Consider the following 20,668-nt stretch of genomic DNA (forward strand, 5'->3'; position numbering starts at 1 on the left):
GATGAATGTGATAAACAAGGAACCCTCATGTTCAAATACGAGTATAAGCAATTATATTTATAGTGACGCACCTGATGAGAGTAAATGGGCCGATTGTGTACATTGCGGAATGTGTTTAGAATCTTGTCCAACATATGAAATTACTGGTCAAGAACAACATTCACCTCGAGGACGAGTCCACTTGATCAAATCCGTTGCAGAAGGAAAAATTAATTTGAATGAGCAGTTTATGGACCCGGTTTTTGCTTGTTTAGATTGTCGAGCGTGTACAACCGCTTGTCCTGCTGATGTTGATGTAGGTGGATTAATTGAAGAAGCGCGCGGACAGGTCCGTCAAGCTGTACCTCTAACAGGAATGAAAGGCGCAGTTAGCAAGATGATGCTAGAAGGACTCTTCCCTCACCCTAATCGTTTAAACACTGTTGGGCAGTTACTGAAATTTTATCAAAAAAGTGGCTTACAGAAAGTGGCTCGTAAAACGGGATTAATGAATATTATGCCTAAGCATTTAGTTGAAATGGAAGCCGTCATGCCAGAGGTAAAGCAAACCGTCCGAAAAAAATATAAAAATGAAAATGTCATTAAAGCTAAAAGTGAAACAAAAAGAGAAGTTGCCTTATTAACTGGCTGTGTAATGGATGTTATGTTTAGCGATATAAATGAATCTACCATCAATGTACTAACGCGTAATGGCAATGACGTGACAATTCCTAAAGCACAAACTTGTTGTGGAGCTCTACATGTACATGCCGGAGATCGAGATATGGGGAGAAAGCTTGCAAAGCAAAATATGGAGGCTTTTGAAAACGCCGACACCATTATTGTTAATGCAGCTGGATGTGGTTGTATGCTAAAAGAATACCCAGAATTATTCAAGGAAGATCTTGACATGCAAGCGAAGGCAGAAGTATTTGCTGCAAAAGTAGAGGACATTTCAAAATATTTATATGATACTGGTTATGAAAAGCCTAAAGCTGAAATGAACACTAGAATCACATATCATGATGCCTGTCATCTAGCCCACGGTCAAGGTGTACGTAAGGAGCCTCGTGAATTATTACTCGATATCCCAGGTGTGGAAATGGTTGTGATGCCTAATTCTGATCGTTGTTGTGGAAGTGCAGGCGTATATAATATTACAAATCCAGAGATGGCTTCCGCTGTGTTGGAAAGTAAAATGGCTTCTGTTCCGGAAGATGTTGAAATGATTTCAATGGGCAATCCAGGTTGTATGCTACAAATGGCAATGGGAGTCCAAAAATATGGTCGCAATCAAAAAATTGTGCATACGATTCAATTGCTTGATTGGGCTTACCAGAAAGAAGATGCTATAGGGGAGGATCGGCCATGACTGTACGTAAATTAAAGACTAAAGATATTCATGTTCAAGGCTTGGCACAATTAGTAAGTGGTCCTTACTCGATTTTATACCATGAAGAAGATTTAATGGCGTATGATTGTGATGGATTTACGATTTATAAGGCACTTCCAAGAGCGGTTGTATTTCCGAAAAATAATACTGAAGTTGCAGCAGTTGTGAAATATTGTCATGAGAATAATCTTCCCTTCCTAGCACGAGGTGCCGGCACCGGTTTAAGTGGCGGGGCGATTCCGTTAAATGGTGAAGTAATTATTAGCTTAGTGCGAATGAAACGATTAATAAGTGTGGACTTTGAGAATCGTCGTGCTGTAGTCGAACCAGGTTATATTAATTTAAAATTAACCAATTCGATTTCAGATAAAGGCTATTATTATGCTCCAGATCCTTCAAGTCAAGCTTGTTGTACAATTGGTGGAAATGTCGCTGAAAATGCGGGTGGGGCACATTGCTTAAAATACGGTGTGACAACCAACCACATCCTTGGTCTTGAGCTTGTTTTACCAAATGGTGAAATAATCGAAATAGGTACTGACGGAATTGCTGATCAACCTGGTTATGATTTGTTAGGATTATTGACAGGCTCGGAAGGAACATTGGGAATTGTGACAAAAATCACGGTTCGTATTTTAAAGAATCCTGAAGCGAAGCAAACGGTATTGGCATATTTTGATTATGTCGAGGATGGAAGCCAAGCTGTTTCAGATATTATTTCATCCGGCATCGTGCCTGCCGCTCTTGAAATGATGGATGCAACTGCGATTGAAGGTGTAGAATCAGCTGCTTTCCCTGTTGGTCATCCACGTGATATTGAAGCTGTATTATTAATCGAAGTTGATGGTATTGCAGCAGGCATTGATGAGCAAATTGAGCAGATATTAGTTGTTTGCCGTAATAGAAATGTACGGGAAGTGAAGGTAGCACAGGATGAGCAGCAACGTGCAAGCTGGTGGGCAAATCGAAAAACTGGCTTCGGTGCAATGGGAGCTATTTCTGCTGATTACTTGGTACAGGATGGTGTCATTCCACGAAGTAAATTACCAGAAGTTTTGCAAAGGATTAAAGATATTAGCGAGGAATATGGTTTACGGATCGCCAATATTTTTCATGCTGGAGATGGTAACTTACATCCTTTAGTATTATTTGATGCGAGAATTCCCGGACAATCGGAATCGGCTTTGGCTGCAGGTAGTGCATGTTTGCATGTGTGTGCAGAAGTAGGTGGAACGATTACTGGAGAGCATGGTGTCGGTATTGAGAAACGAGAAGAAATGCGATTTGTCTTTACTGATGAAGAAATAATTGCTCAAACTAATATTCGAGAAGTGTTTAATCCCGATAATTTATTAAACGCAGGTAAATTGTTTCCGACGCCAGGTCGATGTGTAGAAATTAAACAAGAGCTAAAAGCAAAGGAAGCATCTTTAAGATCGATATAATTATGAATATAAAAATAATTCAGGTGAATTATTGAAACCTTTATAATATTTACACTATATTTTTTGTAACAAATAAAAACAATGTTTTGTAATAAGAAACAAAAGAAATCTATTTTTCTTGAATAAGAGGAGGATCATTCATGGGTGAATATGTAAAAGTAGGTAATTTACAAGTGGGCAAAGAGCTTTATGATTTTGTTAACAATGAGGCCATTCCTGATAGTGGTTTAACTAGCGAGCAATTCTGGGTTGATTTCGAAAAAATCATTACAGACTTAACGCCAGAAAATAGACAATTGTTAGCCTTCCGTGATGAGCTACAAAGTAAAATCAATGAATGGCATAAAACAAACAGTCATTTTAATAGCGATGAGTATAAATCATTTTTACAAGAGATTGGTTATTTAGAAGATGAGGTTGAAGATTTTCAAATCGGTACAACGAATGTGGATGAAGAAATCGCATTGCAAGCGGGTCCTCAATTAGTAGTTCCAGTAAATAATGCGAGATATGCAATTAATGCGGCTAATGCACGCTGGGGAAGCTTGTATGACGCTTTATACGGCACAGATGCTATTAGTGAAGAAGATGGTGCAAAACGAGGGGGAAGTTATAACCCAATTCGTGGTGGAAAAGTTATTGAATTTGCAAAACAATTCCTTGACCAAGTTGCACCACTAAAAGACGCTTCTCATTCAGAAGCTACTGAATATCGCTTAGATGGAGAAAAGTTAGTGGTTGTCTTAAATAATGGAAATACAACTAGATTAATTGATGAGGGGAAGTTTGTTGGATACCAAGGTGGAACACAAGAACTTACTGCGCTATTACTTAAAAATAATGGTTTACATTTTGAAATTCAAATCGATCGTAATGATTCTATCGGAAAAGACGATCAAGCTAGTGTAAATGATGTTTTAATCGAATCTGCTGTTACTACAATTATGGACTGTGAAGATTCCATAGCGGCTGTTGATGCAGAGGATAAAGCTCTTGTCTATCGTAATTGGTTAGGACTGATGAAAGGTGATTTAGAGGCTACTTTCCAAAAAGGGAATAAAGTATTAACTCGAAGAATGAATGAAGACCGTTACTACACATCTCCACAAGGTAAGGAGTTAGCATTAAATGGTCGTTCATTATTATTTGTCCGTAATGTAGGGCATTTAATGACTATTAACGCTATTTTAGATCAAGAAGGTAATGAAGTTTATGAAGGGATTATCGATGGTGTCATTACTAGTTTAATTGCTAAGCACACATTGTTAGGAAATGGTAGATTCAGCAATACAGCTAAAGGTTCCATTTATATCGTAAAACCTAAAATGCACGGCTCTAAAGAAGTAGCCTTTTCCAATTCATTATTTAATCGGATTGAAGATATGCTTGGATTAGAGCGCCACACAATTAAGATTGGTGTAATGGATGAAGAACGCAGAACTAGCTTGAATTTAAAAAAATGTATTTCTGAAGTAAAAGATCGTGTAGCGTTCATCAATACTGGATTCCTAGATCGTACTGGTGATGAAATGCATACGTCGATGGAAGCAGGTCCAATGATCCGCAAAAACGATATGAAATCATCAAAATGGTTGCAAAGTTATGAAAAATCAAATGTATTTGTCGGCTTAGGAGCCGGGTTCCAAGGTCGTGCCCAAGTAGGTAAAGGCATGTGGGCAATGCCGGATTTGATGGCCGAAATGTTAAAGCAAAAAATAGGGCATTTACATGCAGGAGCTAATACAGCTTGGGTTCCTTCTCCAACTGCGGCGACATTACATGCCTTACATTATCATCAAGTGAATGTAGCAGGTGTACAAAAGGATTTACTTAAACAAGCTACTAATCTTAGAGACGATATTCTAGCCATTCCTTTGGCGGAAAATCCACAATGGAGTGCAAAAGATATCCAGGAAGAGCTTGATAACAATTCACAAGGTATTCTAGGTTATGTTGTTCGTTGGGTAGAGCAAGGTGTAGGTTGCTCAAAAGTACCTGACTTATATAATGTCGGGTTAATGGAAGATCGTGCAACTCTGCGCATTTCTAGTCAACATGTGGCAAATTGGCTACATCACGGGATTGTTACAAAAGAACAAGTACTAGAATCATTGCAACGTATGGCTAAATTGGTAGATCAACAAAATGAAGGTGATACAGAGTACCGCCCAATGAGCACTGATTTTGATAACTCAGTTGCTTTCCAAGCTGCATGTGATTTAGTTTTCTTAGGTTATGATCAGCCGAATGGCTACACAGAGCCAATTTTACATCGCCGTCGTCTTGAAGCAAAAGAGAAATTTGCAGTGAAACAATAGTATTAAAATAACCATTGAAGTAATGGTAAGAGGGTGTCTCGAAAAGCTTTGCTTTTGTTTGACACCTTCTCTATTTTACAAAGATAAAGGAGAAATCAAAATGAAGTTTATTAGATTTAGAGCAAATTCTACAATATATCAAGGGATTATTGAAAATGAAACAATTCGAGAAATTAAAGGGGATATTTATTCAAGTTGGACGTATACAGGAACTCTTTTTACTCTGAACGAAGTTACCTTGTTAGCTCCGCTTGAACCGAATCAAATAATCGGTATAGGTGCGAATTATGTTTCACATAAAGATGAGCTGCCAGAAGAACTACCGGAAATACCTGTGTTTTTCTTTAAACCAGCTTCTTCTGTAATTGGACCAGGCGATGAAATCGTGATTCCAGCAGGTATTGATCAAGTGAAATTTGAATCAGAATTAGCTATTATCATTGGAAAAGAGGCAAAGAATGTACCTGAATCAGAGGTTACTGATTATATATTCGGTTACACCGTCACAAATGATGTGACTGCACCACAGTTTTTCCATAGTGCGGGTCATTGGATGGTCGGAAAATCATTTAATACTTTTACACCGTTAGGGCCGGTAATCGAAACAGAGCTTGATCCTTTTAATGTAGCAGTAGAAGCACACTTGAATGGTGTGGAAAAACAAAATAGTTCAACACAATTGATGATTGTTCCTATTCGTCATATGATATCTTATCTATCTCATGTGATGACATTAAAGCCAGGTGATGTCATTTTAACTGGAAGTCCAGTTGGTGCGGAATTTGTAAATGCTGGTGATGTCATTGAATGTAGCATAAAAGGAATCGGAATTTTACGAAATTCATTTGTCTTAGCCAAGGAAAATGTTAAATCCTAATTATCAAAAATTTTCTTAGAAAACTGATATAATGAATGGAGGTGATAAATTATGGAAAGAGAAAACATGGTCAAATCAGTCAGTAGAGCACTAGATATTATTACAATTTTAAGCTTAAAAAAAGGTGGTCTTGGTGTTACAGAGATCGCTAGTCAAATAGATATAAATAAAAGCTCGGTTTATCGTATATTATCAACGCTCGTTCAATATGGTTATGTTGAACAAGATCCAGATACAGGTCGCTATAAACTAGGATATAAATTTCTTGAAATCAGCTCAAAGCTATTAGAATCAATTGATTTGCGAACTGAAGCACAGCCTTTTCTAAAAGAACTTGAAAATGAAACAAATGAAGTCATTCACCTTGTCGTGTATGATCAAGGTGAAGTCGTCTATATTGAGAAGTTAGAAGGAAATGAGTTGTTAAGAATGCATTCCCGAGTTGGAAAACGGGCTCCGATGCACTGTACCTCAGTTGGCAAAGCCATACTTGCACACTTACCTACAAATGTGGTCTCAACTATCCTTCACCAAAAAGGTATGCCAGTACATACAGATCGAACCATCACGGATAAAGAAGAATTCATGAAAGAGTTGGTAAAGGTCAAAGAGAATGGATGCGCATATGACCTTGAGGAAAATGAATATGGCATCACATGTATCGCAGCACCTATTTTCGATCATTTAGGAAAAGTGATCGCAGCAGTAAGCATATCAGGAACAACCATACGAATGACAGATCAACGATTAGAACAATTGCAAAAACGGATGATACAAGTCGGAAAACAAATTTCGATCCGACTAGGATATGCACCATAAAGGTTCGTTTCATTTAAACTCCTAAATTCATTTAGGGGTTTTTGTCTTTGACCTGAGGCTTTATTCAGTCACTAAATGATACATGAGGGAAATAAAGGTCTAGAGCATGAACTACTCTTCTTTCCTACCAAAATTATCCTACTTGTGAGCGAAGGAAACACTCCCCTAGGAAACGCAGCTTTATTAACTATTTTATTGTCGAAAAAACAGAAACCTCAACATTTCAAAAGAAGGGCTATATATTGTTTTTATCATTAACAGTCCGAGAGTTATTAATAGATAAAGAAGAAACGATCATTATCATGGCTACCCTTTTAGGAATGAGAATGAATATTACAATAGATAAAGCAAGGTTTTCGATTGTTAGAAGCATGAGTAAATTGCTCATGAAATCCTGTTATATGGGAATCATCCATAAGTAGATCGTTTAATTTTATTCTTGGTAGCATCTGATAAAGACTTGCACTAAATTTCTTTGCTTCTTCTGGAACATCTTTTTCTAAGCGTGTAATTGACAGTTTCCCTTTTTCAAGAGAAACCCCATCTAACTTGTTGAAATTGGCAGACAACTACTTTAGTCTTTCGTTAAGGCTACTGGTTCTCTCCGTCAAATAATCTTCGAATGATAAACTAACTGATAACCTCGTATTTCCCTTCATTTGATTCCATGTATCTTCTGAAAACAAGTATTCCTCAAAATCTGTCTGCTGACCACAATGGAAAGATCACCAGCCCGAACATGTTCCCTTAGTTCAGTTAAGACGGCCATTTCATAATAATGACGATTGATTGTACCGTCATCCTCATATAAGTGTTTTTGTCAACGCTTTAAAATAAAGTCCACCGGTGATTCTTCAGGTACTTTTCGCTTACGAACTAAATGATAAAAAGCATGTTTTGACAACCACTTTTCAAAACATGCTTTTTCTTTTTTAAAAAAATAAGTTAAAGCTTTTCAAAATATCGCTAATTACGATATAATCGTTTAAAACGATATTGGAAAAGGAGTAGTCAAATGAACACTAACATTTCATTATTAAATAAATATTGGACAGATATATATTTTTACCTCCATTACACTCATAAAGAAAAAATTTCTCACCAAGCAGTACGAATTCTTCAACTGGTGGAGAAAGAGAAAAATGTAGGAGTAAATGAAATTGCATTGTATATACAGGTGTCTCATAATACAGCATCTGAACATGTTAAAAGACTGATTGAGAAGGAGTATTTGATAAAGAGTAGACAACCATTGGATGAAAGAAAAGTAATCTTATCTTTGAGCGATTTGGGTAAAGAAGTATTATATCGATATACAAGTCTTGATGAAGAAAAATTAGCGAAGATCTTTCTTGAATTAAATGAAGATGATAAGAAAGTTATAGAGCAAGCTTTAAAAATTTTAAGTGAGCAAGCGAAAAAATGTATGTAGTTGCGAAAATAATGGTGTCAGCAATAGTCATAGGTATCGTAACGGAGGTATCCAGAAGGTTTCCTTCTTATGGAGGAATTATTGCAGCGCTTCCTTTAGTAAGTTTACTCAGTATAATTTGGTTGTATGTACAAGGAGAAGAAACTACAGTATTAAGTAAGTTTGTAACAGGTGTTTTATGGGGATTTCCTGCAACAGCTGTGTTACTATTAATCGTATATATAGCATTGCAACATTCAATTTCTTTATTTTTCTCGATTGGTATGGGCGTAGGGGGATGGTTAATTTCCTTATTCGTTCAAGAGTATATATTTAAATATGTAAAATTATTGTTTATTCATAGCTAACGAAGGAAAGATATGAAGGCTGTCATTTTTGACAGCTTTTTTATGTGTTTAAGCTACTCTACGTCAAAAGTCTTACGCGAAATTCAGGCTTACAAATACTACTCAAAAGATATAGTTAATTTATTTTGAATGTTCACACTACACTTAAGCACCATAGAATGTATTAGGTAGGGAGAGATATTAAATTGAGAAATGGAATGAATACAATAGGCTTCATTAATAGTATATTAATAGGAATCATTTTGATATTATGGTTTAGTGTCTTTTTTATTGGTGATTTAGTTGGAGCTTATTCATGGACAATACTAAAAATGGTTTTACCAATTATAGGGATGTTAGGGTTGGTAATGGATCTTGTTCTGCTTATTGTTTTTATGGTTAAAAAGAAAATGAGGCAAAAGTTATACCTTAATATTGTTGTAAATACAGTATTAGTTTTACCTCTCTTAATGACAATGAATATGATCAAAGTTGCTTATCCAAATGATATGGAACATTCTAAACCATCAATTACTACAAATTGGCCTTTATCTGAACAAACAATTGTAGGTTGGGGTGGTGATCATACCAAAAATAATTTTTCTCATGTTACATGCTCATCGGAGAGATGGGCGTATGATTTAGTCATGGAACCATATGATATAAAAAGCAAACATAACGAAGATTATGGAATATGGAATAAAGAAGTTTATTCATCTGTTTCTGGAACAATTGTTGCTGTCTCAGATGATGAAGCAGACATAATACCTGGTTCAGAAGAATTTATCTCTATGGAAGGAAATCACGTGTACATTAAAATAGATGAAACAGGAACATATCTGTTACTTAATCATTTGAAAAAGGATAGTGTAGCTGTAGAAGTAGGGGAGCATGTGAAGCCAGGAGATTTAATCGGACGTGTAGGGAATAGCGGTTCATCTTCAGAACCTCATTTACATATTCATTATCAAAGACAAAATCCAACAAAAGTTTTGTATCCTATTTTAGCTGAAGGGCTACCATTATTCTTCAAAGGTATTGATGGAGATTCGATGCCGGAAAAAGGTGAGGTAATTACCCCTTATACATATTAGTTTACCTTAGTGTTTAGTAATTGAATGGGGACTTGGGCTATCAAATAATAAAGCTATAAGATAAAAGATGTTAAGTTATTTACAAAATAAGATCGTATCAGATGTTGTAAATATAGATTAATTACATAATACATCGTCTATTATATTACTCTAACAAAACCCATTCTTGGATAAATTTGTTCATTTAAGCAATAATAATCAAAAATTTTAGAGCACGCTTTGTTAATCTGTACTTGGATTATAGTGAATCAGGGGTCTATACCTGATTTTAAGTAAGGGGAGGAATAAAATGACAAAACGTGTAACGTTAATTGATAGTCTTAGAGGTTTTAGCTTAGTTGGCATTTTACTTGCCAATTTGCTGATATTTCAATATGGAATATGGGGAAAGCAAGAACTTGATGTGAGTACTTTATCAAAGCTTGACTTTATTTCATTACGTTTTATTCAAATTGCAGTAGAATATTCTTTCTTACCGATTTTCACTCTTTTATTTGGTTACTCACTAATAAAATTGGTAGAAGCAATCAAGAAAAGAAGAGAAAAAACAAGGTGGCATTTGGTTCGTAGAGCACTTGGTTTAGTAGTAATTGGATACATTCACAGCACTTATATATGGGAAGGAGATATTTTACTTTTCTACGGGATGATGCTGTTTATGTTATTACCATTTGTTTATAGAAAACCGAAAACGTTGTTTATATGGGGAGCTATTTTCTTTTTTTTAACGAGTCCATTTGGATATGGAATGTATGAACAATCGAATGATGATGGAGTTGAAATGCAGCAATATATAGAAAAAGCAAACGATGTTTATCAAAATGGTACTTATTCAGAAATTTTAGAGTTTAGCAATACTGTGATGCCTCCAGTTTTTGATGATCCATTGTATGTATTTCTTCTTATAGTATTATCTCCATTTTCAATGATTTCTTTATTCTTGATTGGAATGGGGATGGCAAAGATACAATTTTTTAAGCAACCAACTCAAGAAAAACGTTTTTACGTCATTGGATCGATCCTAATACCGGTAGGATTGGCGCTGAAAGCTTTATCATTTAATTCAAATATTGAGGCTTGGTCCGCTATTCTATTGCAAATGGGAGGGCAAATGCTTGCATTAGGCTATGTTTCGCTTTTTGCTTTATTATATTCAAAATATAGTAGAAATTTTATGTTTTCGGCATTTGAAAGTGTAGGTAAACTTTCATTAACAAATTATTTAATGCAATCTGTCATCTGTACATTTGTATTTTATGGCTATGGTCTAGGATATTTTGCTCGTATGGGTGTATTTAATAGTATTATTTTAGGATTAGTTATATTTGCTGTTCAATGTGGACTAAGTACACTTTATATAAGATACTTTAAAAGAGGTCCAATTGAGCAAATATTGAGAATGTGGACGAATTTTTCGTTTAATGGAAATGTAAAGCAATTATCTAAAAATAGTGCTGATAAAGTGAGTTAGATTGTTTAATAGTTAGTTTAGATATGTAACGTAAATAAGGCGACTTACAAAATATATGTCAGTTTTGTAGCGATATTATAGTTAGGATTCATCTACAGAGAGGAATGAATACAATGGATGTAGTTTATAAAACTGATGAAGCTGTTTTTAATTTTCGTGTAGCTGGAATTTGGATAGAGAATGGGCACGTCCTTATACATAAGGATGTTAAAGATGATCATTGGTTACTTCCTGGGGGAAGAGTTCAATTGAGCGAGGAAACACAAGCAGGTATTGAAAGGGAATTTCGTGAAGAGTTAGGGGTGGATGTAACAATTGAGAGATTGGTATGGATATCAGAAAACTTCTTTGAATATACGGAGAAAAACTTTCATGAAATAGGTTTTTATTATAAAGTTACATCCAATCAAACCTCTTTGCTATTTACTGAAGAACCATTTTATGGAGTTGAAGGGGAACGATTTATTTTTCAGTGGGCTCCAATTGAGAAACTTAAAGAAATAAAGTTTTATCCAGAGTTTTTAAAAACAGCGCTAAATAACTTACCAAGCAATACGCAACATTTTATAGAAAAATAATTTGTTATTCATGTTTGAGGTGTGTTCGATGGAAAGTCCTGTTATTATTGAGTCGTATCAACCAGAATGGGCAATACAATTTCAAGCGGAGCAAAGGCTTTTAAAAGGAATTGTTGGGAAACATGCAATTGAAATTGAACACATTGGAAGTACATCTATTGAAGGGTTGGGAGCAAAACCAACACTTGATATCATGATGGGTGTTCACGAACTTTCAGAAGTAGAGGAATCCATAGAAAAATTAAAACATATAGGTTATGAATATGTTTTTCACAAGGAGTTTCCAAGTAGAAGGTTTTTTCGAAAAGGGAAGTGGAGAGCAGGAACACACCATTTGCATGTATACAAGTATGAAAGTGAAGAATGGATCAACAATCTTTTGTTTCGAGATTTCTTAAGGACCCATCCTGTTCAGTTAAAACAGTATTATCAATTGAAAATAGAACTAGCTCAAAAGTATCGTAATGATAGGGTTTCATATACAAAGGCAAAAGAATCATTTATTCAAAGTATAATTAAAAAAGCAAAAGAAGAAATTTAATAACGGTAAAAAACGATAAATGAGTCTTATAATAGTTCATTTATCGTTTTTTTAGATGAAATGAAGTGCTTAATAAGAATAAATGATAGCCTATTATAAGATTTATGTAATATACATTATAAATTTGTAGCCTTACAATTGAGTTGCAAGGTGAAAGGGAGGGATAAGAAATGAAAGCAATAGTTGTGACAGAATATGGATCACCTGAAGTGATGAAATATATTGATGTACGTATTCCAGAACTAAAAGATCATCAGGTTTTAATAAAGGTTGAGAAAAGTAGTGTTAATTATGCTGATGTAAAATCAAGGTATGGAAATAAAGGTCATCAAAAGTTTCCTTATATACCAGGACTTGATACTGCAGGTGTAATCGTGGAAATTGGAAGAAGTGTAAATAGTTTAAAAATTGGTGATAGGGTGATTGCTTTTCCAACAACGGGTTCATATGCAGAATATGCTGTAGCTGATGAAAGCTTAACATATGTACTACCTGATAATATTTCTTTCGATGTCGCAGCAGCTTGTCCAACAGTATCTTTTCTTTCATATAAATTACTTGTTGATATTGCTCGTATTGAACGAGGGGAGACCATATTAATTCATTCAGCAGCTGGTGGAGTAGGAACAACAGCCATTCAATTAGCTATGTTTTTAGGTGCGAAAAATATTATAGGTACAGTCGGTAATAAAGATAAAGTACCTGTTGCATTACATGCAGGAGCAAATCATGTAATTTGTTATGAAGACGAAGATTTTACTGAAAAGGTTAATGAGATTACCGATGGAAAAGGTGTAAACATTATATTAGATTCCGTCGCCGGAATAACAACTGAAAAAAGTCTAGGATGTTTAGCTAAATACGGACGTTTAATTCAGTTTGGCAATTCAAGTGGTAAAGCAGGAGTCATTCGAACAAGTGATTTACATTCGAGCTGCCGATCGATTCTTGGTTATAGTTTAGGAACTACTAGAAAATATAAACCTGAAACTTTAAAAGATACAGCAAAGAAAGTATTAACATTAATAAGTAATGGATCATTAAATATACATATCGGCAATCACTTCCCCTTAAGCGCAGCAGTAGATGCCCATAAATTAATTGAGAGTAGAAACAGTTTAGGGAAAATTTTATTGGATGTATCGAAATGATATAACGATTGGGACCTCCTTGGGTGTTGCATCAACAAATGAACGAGCTATAAATCCTTATAAAAGGCTGTTTTCGTAAAGATTGTGGTTTCTTGAACATACTATAAAAAGGTTGATATAACGCGTTTTCAAGGAGGCGAACAAATGAGTGAATGTGTTTAGGGGTGCTGTGTAAACTAAAAAGGATAGAGAAAATTCTTTACCCTAGGTCTTTATCTTCTTTCTCTTTCAAATAGTTTTCATAAGCCTCTTTTACTTTATCTGGTTTTGGTGTAACTTTTGATAGCCTTTTATGGATGTCATTTAGTAGGTACAGTCCTCTAAACAAGGAACCTACAACAATGCCGAAAGCAAGGATACCACCAAACAAAGGACCCATCATAAGTAGAAGCAAACCTAAAATACCCGATAAAATAATCGATATTATCAAATACAAAGCAAGTCCCCCCTTTTATTCTATTTATCTGTAAATAAACATATACCATTTAATTACTACAATTATAACATTTCTATAATCTATTACCAAAAGCAACAAGTTTACGAATACAGTGTTATAAAAAAGAGGGTTTGAATATGGAAGAAGGTTGAAATAGGTTCATTTTAATCATGGAGCATTTCAAGCGTTCTTGAAATAGGTAGGGTATTATAACATTTAATCAATGGTTTCAATTATGTAAAATAAATGGAGACTGTCCACTGTACAGTCTTTTTTTTGTGTGAATAGATTTGTATTGCCAACTTGCTCAATGTTAAATTTTCTAAAGGAATAAATAATTTTAAAAATATTTTTACACACATGTCACAAATGACGAGAAATGTACGTTATAGGGTTGAAATTTGTATTTTTTACGAAAGGAGGGGCGGTTTGAACCAAAATGATTTAAATCATACTTTTACTTCAGGTGGGGAAACAGAGTTAAACAGTGCGATAGAACAATATGGGCAGCCTCTTTTAAGATATTGCCATAATATTTTATGCGATTACTATGAAGCTCAAGATGCTGTACAAATCACATTTATTAAAGCCTATAAGAAAAGAAAAAGCTTTACAAGTGGAACATCTTTATCGGCATGGCTTTATCGAATTGCATATACAACTTGTATTGATACGCTTAGAAAGAAAAAATTACTTCTAATTAGACACTCATACAAAAATGATGATTCGACATTTATGAATGAAGATTTGAAAGCGGCACTTTCAACACTTTCTCCGCAAGATCGAGCATTAGTATTTAGTAGAGTTATTGATGAAAAGAATTATACGGAATTAGAAGAAATATATCGAATTCCTGCTTCTACATTACGAAAAAGATTTGAACGAGCAAAGAAAAAACTAGCAAATGAGTTAAAGGAAAATAATGATTACTATGAAAAATTGGAGGAAAGAAATGAAAATGGATCGAGATGAAAGGATTATAAAAAAAGCATTAAATACAGTTCATACACCAGAATATAATATTAATCGTGCGGTTCAGAATGAAATTCAAAGGCCAAGGCGTTCTATTTATTTTAAAAGGATTATTCCAATTACTTCTGTAATAGTAGTGATGCTGGTTTTCTCAGTTGGTGTAAGTGCTGCATATATACCGAGTTTTAATAATTTGTTATCTATTGTCAGTCCGAAAGTGGCATTAATGTTACAACCTATTGAAAAAAGTAGTGAAAATGCGGGAATTAAAATGGAAGTAGTGGCTGCAATGACAGATGAAGAAATGTCGGTTATTTATGTAACGATGCAGGATTTAACAAGCAATCGAATTGATCAAACAATCGACCTTTTCGATGATTACTCGCTAACTGGAGCTAAAATGTTTAATAGTCAATTAGTAGATTATGATGAGAACGCTAAGAAGGCCACCTTCCGCATTCAAGCAAATGGAGGGGATTTTTTAAGCAATAAAAAAGTTAGTTTTCAAATTAACTCTTTCCTGAGCCATAAAAAAACATTTAATAATGTTAAAGTTGATACTAATCTTACACAGTTAAAACAGAAAACACCTCAAACCATGTTTTTAGATTTGGAACATTCATCTGGCGGAGGTGGTGAATTGGTAGAAAAATTGCAAGGGGAAAAAGTAAAAATTTTACAACCTTTTGAAACTGAAATTTCGCTTCCGGAAATAAACTTTATGCATATTTCAAATATTGGCTTCATTGATGAACGCCTTCACATTCAAACGAAATGGGAAGGTAAGGATATGGATAATCATGGATATTTTTATTTGGTTGATCCTTTAGGGAATAAAATTTTTCCTTCAAGCATTTCATTTGGTATGGACGATTCAGGTCAAGTGAAGTATGGAAGTGAAATGGAAGAATATATTTTTGAGACGGAGAATCTTGATGTTAGTAAATTGACATTAATGGGTGACTTTGTAGCTAGTGGGTTACATACAAAAGGAGATTGGAGTACAACTTTTAAAGTGCAGCCTGTGAAAGAAGAAAAGGTTGTGCAGTTAAGTAAAGATTTTGGTACTTGGACTGCTGACAGAATGACTATTTCGCCATTGGGAGTCACTTTAGAAGGTAATGGCAAGAGTATTGAATCTACTAATCCATCTGTAAAAATCAAAATGAAAGATGGCTCATTGCAAGAATTAGATTCCGCTATTAGTTACAGTGAAAATGAAAATGTTAAATTGAAGTATGTTCCAGATTTACCGTTTGAGCTTTCAAAGATCAAATCAGTTGTGATTGATAATACGGAAATCGATTTGTAGTGATAGCTTTGAAGAGACCAACATTTCCTATTGGCGATGTTGGTCTCTTCATTTTATCCCGTGGCACTAGGACTCCCATTTCAAAATGAAAGTAAAAGCGAAGATGTTAAGTGGATATTAAGCGCCAGTAAGAACACGATTGCTTCAACTAATAATCGGTGGGGGATGGACGAACCCTCACCGATTAAAGTTTCATTTTATTGATTAGTTTCAACAAGATTTTTTTGTTCTTCAATAGCTGCTTGCGCTAATTTTTGAATCGTTGCATCATCCATTGGAGGATTGTGTAAACCAGCTCTTACATCGCGATAATATCGTTGTAGAGGGTTTTGACGTTGCAAACTCTTTGCTCCAACAATTCTCATTGCTTTATCGACAATCGAAATAGCGGCATTTGTAATTGTGTGTTTAACAGCACCAAGTTCAGTGTTGATGTACTGTTTTCGAGAAGGGTCATCATACGCTTCTGCCACACTGTATATGAAGTGTCTAGCTCTCATTAATTCTAACTCAATTTCACCAATTAGACGTTGTACATTCGGTAATTGGCTGATTGGGCCGCTAATACTGTTCGGAGCGTGTTCATTAGCAAATTGAATGGCATAGTCACGTGCTGCCTGGGCAATGCCTAAATAGCAAGCTGGAATGTGTAAAATCCAGCCGTTCACTTTATTTCCTCTTGGTCCTTCATTTATTTCAACGAGAAGAGAATCATCTACTTTTACTTGGTTCAACACTAAATCATGACTGCCTGTTCCTCGCATTGAAATAACATCCCATGTTTCGTCAATACTTAATCCACTGCTATCTTTATGTAGCAGGAAGAAGCCGATTGCGTTTTTTTCTTCAATCCAAGCAGATGTTAGAAAATATGTTAATGCAGGAGACATCGTTGTATAGTTTTTTCTCCCATTAATGACCCATGAGCCATCTTTCTTACTTGCTGATGTACCTGGCCGTCCTCCTCTTGTTGGGCTACCTGTTTGTGTTTCACTTACTGCACGGTTCACTAATGCACCTTTTAAGACTTCATCCGCAAAAGAAATTAATTTGTTTTCATCCCATAATTTGTTTTCATAAATTTCACCTACTCCTCCAAGATGCCAGCCTATCGATAACGCAGTAGTTGCATCAAAACTTGCTAACGTTTCTTGAATAAGTACTAGATCATAGACTGATAATCCTTCCCCACCATATTCTTTTGGCAATGTCAAACTTGTATAACCCATATTGACTAATTCTTGAATATTTTCTTTTGGAAATAGAGCCAGTTCATCAATTTGAGCTGATCTACTTGTAAATTCAGTTTTTCTTTTATAAAGTTCGGACACCCATTTTCTTTGTGTGTCCGTTTTAATAAATAGGTTTGACACATTTTTCACTCCTCTAGATTGTTCGTCAAATTATTTTTAAACTTATAATTCCTACTTGTTTTATTGGTTTTAATGATAGACAAGTTTATTTTTTTCGTCAAGGACCTTATTGGGATATTTCACGAATTTTCCACAAATTAATAAAACCAACTTTACTGCTATGAATAGTATATGTTAATATTCAGAAATATGAGACATCAAGTACAACAAAACGGCTTTCACATGCGAGGAAGGATAAGTGAGAAGAGCTAGTAATCATTGCAGGAGATAAGTGGTTTTTATGGATAGGTCATATTTTTGAGATGGAACGCTAGAAGAGACCTCATTTATCCTAAACAGGAGGAACCAGTTCTTGAAACGTATTGTTCAAGAGCCTGATTATGTAATCTTAAAAACAAGGGGGAACAAACAGGTGAAAAAAATATGGACGACAGCACTAGTAACATTGGGACTACTTTTAGTGTTAGCAGGATGCTCAGAAAGTTCAGGTAGTGAAACAAAGGACGGAAAGAAAATTATTAAAGTAGCATTAAGTGATGAGGTAAATCCTCCGTTTTTATATACAGATGATAACAATAAACCGATTGGCTATGACATGGACTATTTAAAAGAAGTAGAAAAGAGATTACCTGATTACAAATTTGAATATGTCTTTGGAGAAGAGGAATCAAATTTAATAGGGGTTGATACAGGAAAATATGATTTCGCAATCAACTGGTTTTTTAAAAATCCTGAAAGGGAAGAAAAATTTCTTTATCCAGAGCATGAGTATGGTTACTCTTTAACATCACTGGTAACGAAGAAGAATCGTGATGATATTAAAACACTTGACGATATGGTAGATAAAAAACTAACACCAATGGCTCCAAGTGGTGGTTTACGTACCATCTTAAATAGCTATAACAAAGAAAATCCTGACAAAGCTTTAGAGATTGAAAGTATCGAGTTTCCTTCAAATGCAGATAACTTGAAAAGAGTTGCAGAAGGAAAAGCTGATGCAATGTTTATTAATGTAACAACGTTTAATGCTGTTCAAGAAGAACTGAATATAGATTTAAAAGTGAGTGGCATTGTATCGAAAGAACCAATTTGGATTGTATTTAATAAAGACCATAAAGATTTAGCGAAAGAGATGGATCAAGTAACAAAAGAATTAATAGATGATGGAACACTATCGAAGTTAGCGGAAAAATGGTTTGGCGCAGACTTCTTTAAAGACGTAGACTATCTCAACACAGAGGGCTTTAAGTTTGAATAATCGTATTTCCTTATGGCATAACACGTGCTTATGTCATAGGGAATTATTATCACGTTAAATTTTTCATATAGGGGGGTTAGAGATGACAAGTTTTGATCTAGCAGAATGGCTGGATTTATTGGCGAAAGTAATAGAGAAATTACCTTTAACGTTGCTTATGCTTGCATTGTCTTTATTCTTTGCCTTGATTATCGGTGTCATCATAGCGATTATTCGTATCCAGAGGCAACCAGTTCTTTATCAAGTGGCAACCTTCTATTTATCATTTACACGTTGTACGCCACTATTGGTGCAGCTGTTCCTTGTGTATTTCGGTCTACCACAAATTCTATTAGCTTTCCATATTGATATTAATAGCTGGAATAGGATCATATTCCTTGTCATTACGTTTGCCTTTCACTCAGGAGCGTACCTTTCGGAAGTTATTCGCTCTGCCTATTTAGCAGTTGATCATGGGCAGTTAGAAGCTGCTTACAGTGTGGGAATGAATTATTTTCAAGCGTTAAGACGAATTATTTTGCCACAAGCATTCGTCATTTCGTTGCCGAATTTAGGAAATAATATTATTGAATTACTGAAAGATACTTCGCTTGCTTTTACAATTGGCATTATTGATATTATGGGGCAAGTTCGTATTATATTAGGAAACAATCACGGTATCGGTATGTTTCAAATTTATGTAGTTATTTCACTCGTTTATTGGGGAACATGTATTGTTATCGAGAGTGTCATTGGTTACCTAGAAAAAGTATGTAAAAAAGGGCGATTAAGTTTATCTAAACAGTAAACATGGAGGGGGATTCGCTTGTGTCTATCATTGATTTAGAATTTGCATGGGAACAAGTCCCTGAAGTATTAAAAGGTGTACCCGTCACTTTAACGATTGCAGTCATTTCAATGGTACTTGGTTTAATGTTTGGACTTCTGATTGCCTTATGTCGTATCTATAAAGTACCTGTCTTAAATCGCTTGTTTATCGTCTATATTTCTTTCATACGGGGTACGCCTCTATTGGTGCAGCTGTACGTGTTTTTCTATGGATTTCCTGAACTGGCAGATTTCTTAAACAAACAAATTGGCACCAATATTGATGCTGATCAAGTGTCTCCATTAATCTATGCTTTAATCGCTTATACGTTGAATACGGCAGCTTACCAGGCAGAAATCTTTCGTTCGTCTATCAACGCGACAAATGTTGGACAAATGGAAGCCGCTTATTCTGTAGGCATGACAACAGTACAAGGTCTATGGAGAATTATTCTTCCGCAAGCGTTTGTGAGTGCTTTGCCGAATCTAGGAAACACTTTTATTGGACTTATTAAAGCTACTTCATTAGCCTTTGCAGTTAAAGTCGTAGAAATTATGGCGTTCGCAAAGATTATTGCTAATGATGGATACCGTTTCTTGGAAATGTATCTCGTCGCTTCCATCATTTATTGGATTATTTGCTGGATATGTGAAGTGATATTTACAATGCTTGAAAAGAAAATGAAGCCTTCTAGTGCGAAGGTAGATGTGAAATTATCTGTCTAAAGTATTTAGGTTCTTTTTGTGTGAAAAATAGTCTGCCTTATCGTTTAAAGCAGCCTATTTTTTTATGAAACTTTCAGTTTCTTAAATATGGATAAAATGGTATTTTATTTACAGAAGGGAAGGCTGCGAATATTGTTTAGGTGTATTTCATATTTAAACCAGAAGAATGCACTTTAAAACGTAGTGAAGTCAGATAAATAAAATTGAGAATATGATGAGAAAGGGGAAAACAATGAGTAAACCAGAATTATATATTACCCTTGTTGCGGGTCCAAATTGTGAAACGGAATCATATGCACTTCGCTCGATGCTTGAATACTTTGGAGCAAGGGTTACGTTACATTGGATAGGAAGACCAAA

General features: G+C 35.0%; 19 protein-coding genes and 1 pseudogene. 17 read left to right on the top strand and 3 right to left on the bottom strand.

Annotated elements, in window-relative coordinates; translation table 11 throughout:
- The first annotated feature begins 1 nt into the window (after position 1).
- The 5 genes from V7014_RS10355 (at position 2) to V7014_RS10375 (ending at position 6,831) form a co-directional block, all read left to right on the top strand.
- Entirely contained in the window at positions 2–1,351 is a 1,350-nt protein-coding gene (locus V7014_RS10355; RefSeq protein WP_335506791.1) for a (Fe-S)-binding protein, read from the top strand.
- Positions 1,348–2,817 carry an FAD-linked oxidase C-terminal domain-containing protein gene (locus V7014_RS10360; RefSeq protein ID WP_335506793.1) on the top strand — a complete coding sequence of 490 codons (1,470 nt, stop codon included), beginning with the start codon at positions 1,348–1,350 and terminating at the stop codon, positions 2,815–2,817. The genes V7014_RS10355 and V7014_RS10360 overlap by 4 nt, the downstream gene beginning before the upstream one ends.
- Positions 2,818–2,957: 140 nt before the next feature.
- Complete coding sequence (locus tag V7014_RS10365) at positions 2,958–5,135, top strand: malate synthase G (RefSeq protein ID WP_335506795.1); 2,178 nt, start codon at positions 2,958–2,960, stop codon at positions 5,133–5,135.
- Between the two features lie 100 nt (positions 5,136–5,235).
- Positions 5,236–6,012 (top strand): fumarylacetoacetate hydrolase family protein, encoded by a 777-nt coding sequence (locus V7014_RS10370; RefSeq protein WP_335506797.1) that lies wholly within the window; start codon positions 5,236–5,238, stop codon positions 6,010–6,012.
- 51 nt (positions 6,013–6,063) lie between these two features.
- Positions 6,064–6,831 carry an IclR family transcriptional regulator gene (locus V7014_RS10375; protein WP_335506799.1) on the top strand — a complete coding sequence of 256 codons (768 nt, stop codon included), beginning with the start codon at positions 6,064–6,066 and terminating at the stop codon, positions 6,829–6,831.
- A gap of 350 nt (positions 6,832–7,181) precedes the next feature.
- On the opposite strand, the pseudogene V7014_RS10380 reads toward V7014_RS10375, so the two are convergent.
- A pseudogene (locus V7014_RS10380) lies at positions 7,182–7,702 on the bottom strand (Tn3 family transposase); the annotation flags it as partial.
- Between the two features lie 144 nt (positions 7,703–7,846).
- On the opposite strand from V7014_RS10380, the gene V7014_RS10385 reads away from it, so the two are divergent.
- From V7014_RS10385 to V7014_RS10415, 7 genes are all read left to right on the top strand, one after another.
- Positions 7,847–8,263, top strand: coding sequence for a MarR family winged helix-turn-helix transcriptional regulator (locus V7014_RS10385; RefSeq protein WP_335506801.1), 417 nt, complete (start codon positions 7,847–7,849; stop codon positions 8,261–8,263).
- A complete protein-coding gene (locus tag V7014_RS10390) occupies positions 8,254–8,610 on the top strand; it encodes a DUF3147 family protein (RefSeq protein ID WP_335506803.1) in 357 nt (118 codons plus the stop codon). The genes V7014_RS10385 and V7014_RS10390 overlap by 10 nt, the downstream gene beginning before the upstream one ends.
- Before the next feature lie 185 nt (positions 8,611–8,795).
- On the top strand, positions 8,796–9,683 hold the full coding sequence (locus tag V7014_RS10395; RefSeq protein WP_335506805.1) for a M23 family metallopeptidase: 888 nt from the start codon (positions 8,796–8,798) through the stop codon (positions 9,681–9,683).
- Positions 9,684–9,972: 289 nt separating this feature from the next.
- Positions 9,973–11,154 carry a DUF418 domain-containing protein gene (locus tag V7014_RS10400; protein WP_335506807.1) on the top strand — a complete coding sequence of 394 codons (1,182 nt, stop codon included), beginning with the start codon at positions 9,973–9,975 and terminating at the stop codon, positions 11,152–11,154.
- 113 nt (positions 11,155–11,267) lie between these two features.
- A complete protein-coding gene (locus V7014_RS10405) occupies positions 11,268–11,732 on the top strand; it encodes an NUDIX hydrolase (protein ID WP_335506809.1) in 465 nt (154 codons plus the stop codon).
- 28 nt (positions 11,733–11,760) lie between these two features.
- Entirely contained in the window at positions 11,761–12,273 is a 513-nt protein-coding gene (locus tag V7014_RS10410; protein ID WP_335506811.1) for a GrpB family protein, read from the top strand.
- Between the two features lie 170 nt (positions 12,274–12,443).
- Positions 12,444–13,424: a quinone oxidoreductase family protein gene (locus tag V7014_RS10415; protein WP_335506812.1), complete on the top strand. Its 981-nt coding sequence runs from the start codon at positions 12,444–12,446 to the stop codon at positions 13,422–13,424.
- Positions 13,425–13,623: 199 nt separating this feature from the next.
- On the opposite strand, the gene V7014_RS10420 is transcribed toward V7014_RS10415, so the two are convergent.
- A complete protein-coding gene (locus V7014_RS10420; RefSeq protein WP_335506814.1) occupies positions 13,624–13,860 on the bottom strand; it encodes a hypothetical protein in 237 nt (78 codons plus the stop codon).
- A 429-nt stretch (positions 13,861–14,289) separates the two neighbouring features.
- Between V7014_RS10420 and V7014_RS10425 the strand changes: the two genes are divergently transcribed.
- Both V7014_RS10425 and V7014_RS10430 read left to right on the top strand, forming a co-directional pair.
- Positions 14,290–14,832 carry an RNA polymerase sigma factor gene (locus V7014_RS10425; RefSeq protein WP_335506816.1) on the top strand — a complete coding sequence of 181 codons (543 nt, stop codon included), beginning with the start codon at positions 14,290–14,292 and terminating at the stop codon, positions 14,830–14,832.
- Positions 14,813–16,144 carry a DUF4179 domain-containing protein gene (locus V7014_RS10430; protein WP_335506818.1) on the top strand — a complete coding sequence of 444 codons (1,332 nt, stop codon included), beginning with the start codon at positions 14,813–14,815 and terminating at the stop codon, positions 16,142–16,144. The genes V7014_RS10425 and V7014_RS10430 overlap by 20 nt, the downstream gene beginning before the upstream one ends.
- 197 nt (positions 16,145–16,341) lie before the next feature.
- Here the strand turns inward: V7014_RS10430 and V7014_RS10435 are convergent, their stop codons facing one another.
- Complete coding sequence (locus V7014_RS10435; RefSeq protein ID WP_335506820.1) at positions 16,342–17,517, bottom strand: acyl-CoA dehydrogenase family protein; 1,176 nt, start codon at positions 17,515–17,517, stop codon at positions 16,342–16,344.
- A gap of 412 nt (positions 17,518–17,929) precedes the next feature.
- Between V7014_RS10435 and V7014_RS10440 the strand changes: the two genes are divergently transcribed.
- The 3 genes from V7014_RS10440 to V7014_RS10450 all read left to right on the top strand — a co-directional run bounded on the left by V7014_RS10440 (position 17,930) and on the right by V7014_RS10450 (position 20,308).
- The gene (locus tag V7014_RS10440) at positions 17,930–18,775 is read left to right on the top strand and encodes an amino acid ABC transporter substrate-binding protein (protein WP_335506830.1); all 846 of its coding nucleotides are present in this window, start codon (positions 17,930–17,932) and stop codon (positions 18,773–18,775) included.
- 82 nt (positions 18,776–18,857) lie between these two features.
- Positions 18,858–19,562: an amino acid ABC transporter permease gene (locus V7014_RS10445; RefSeq protein WP_335506822.1), complete on the top strand. Its 705-nt coding sequence runs from the start codon at positions 18,858–18,860 to the stop codon at positions 19,560–19,562.
- 20 nt (positions 19,563–19,582) lie between these two features.
- Positions 19,583–20,308, top strand: a complete 726-nt coding sequence (locus V7014_RS10450) for an amino acid ABC transporter permease (protein ID WP_335506824.1) — start codon at positions 19,583–19,585, stop codon at positions 20,306–20,308.
- The last annotated feature ends 360 nt before the right edge of the window (positions 20,309–20,668 follow it).

Source organism: Bacillus sp. JJ722, from assembly GCF_036963345.1.
GTDB lineage: Bacteria > Bacillota > Bacilli > Bacillales > DSM-1321 > Bacillus_AD.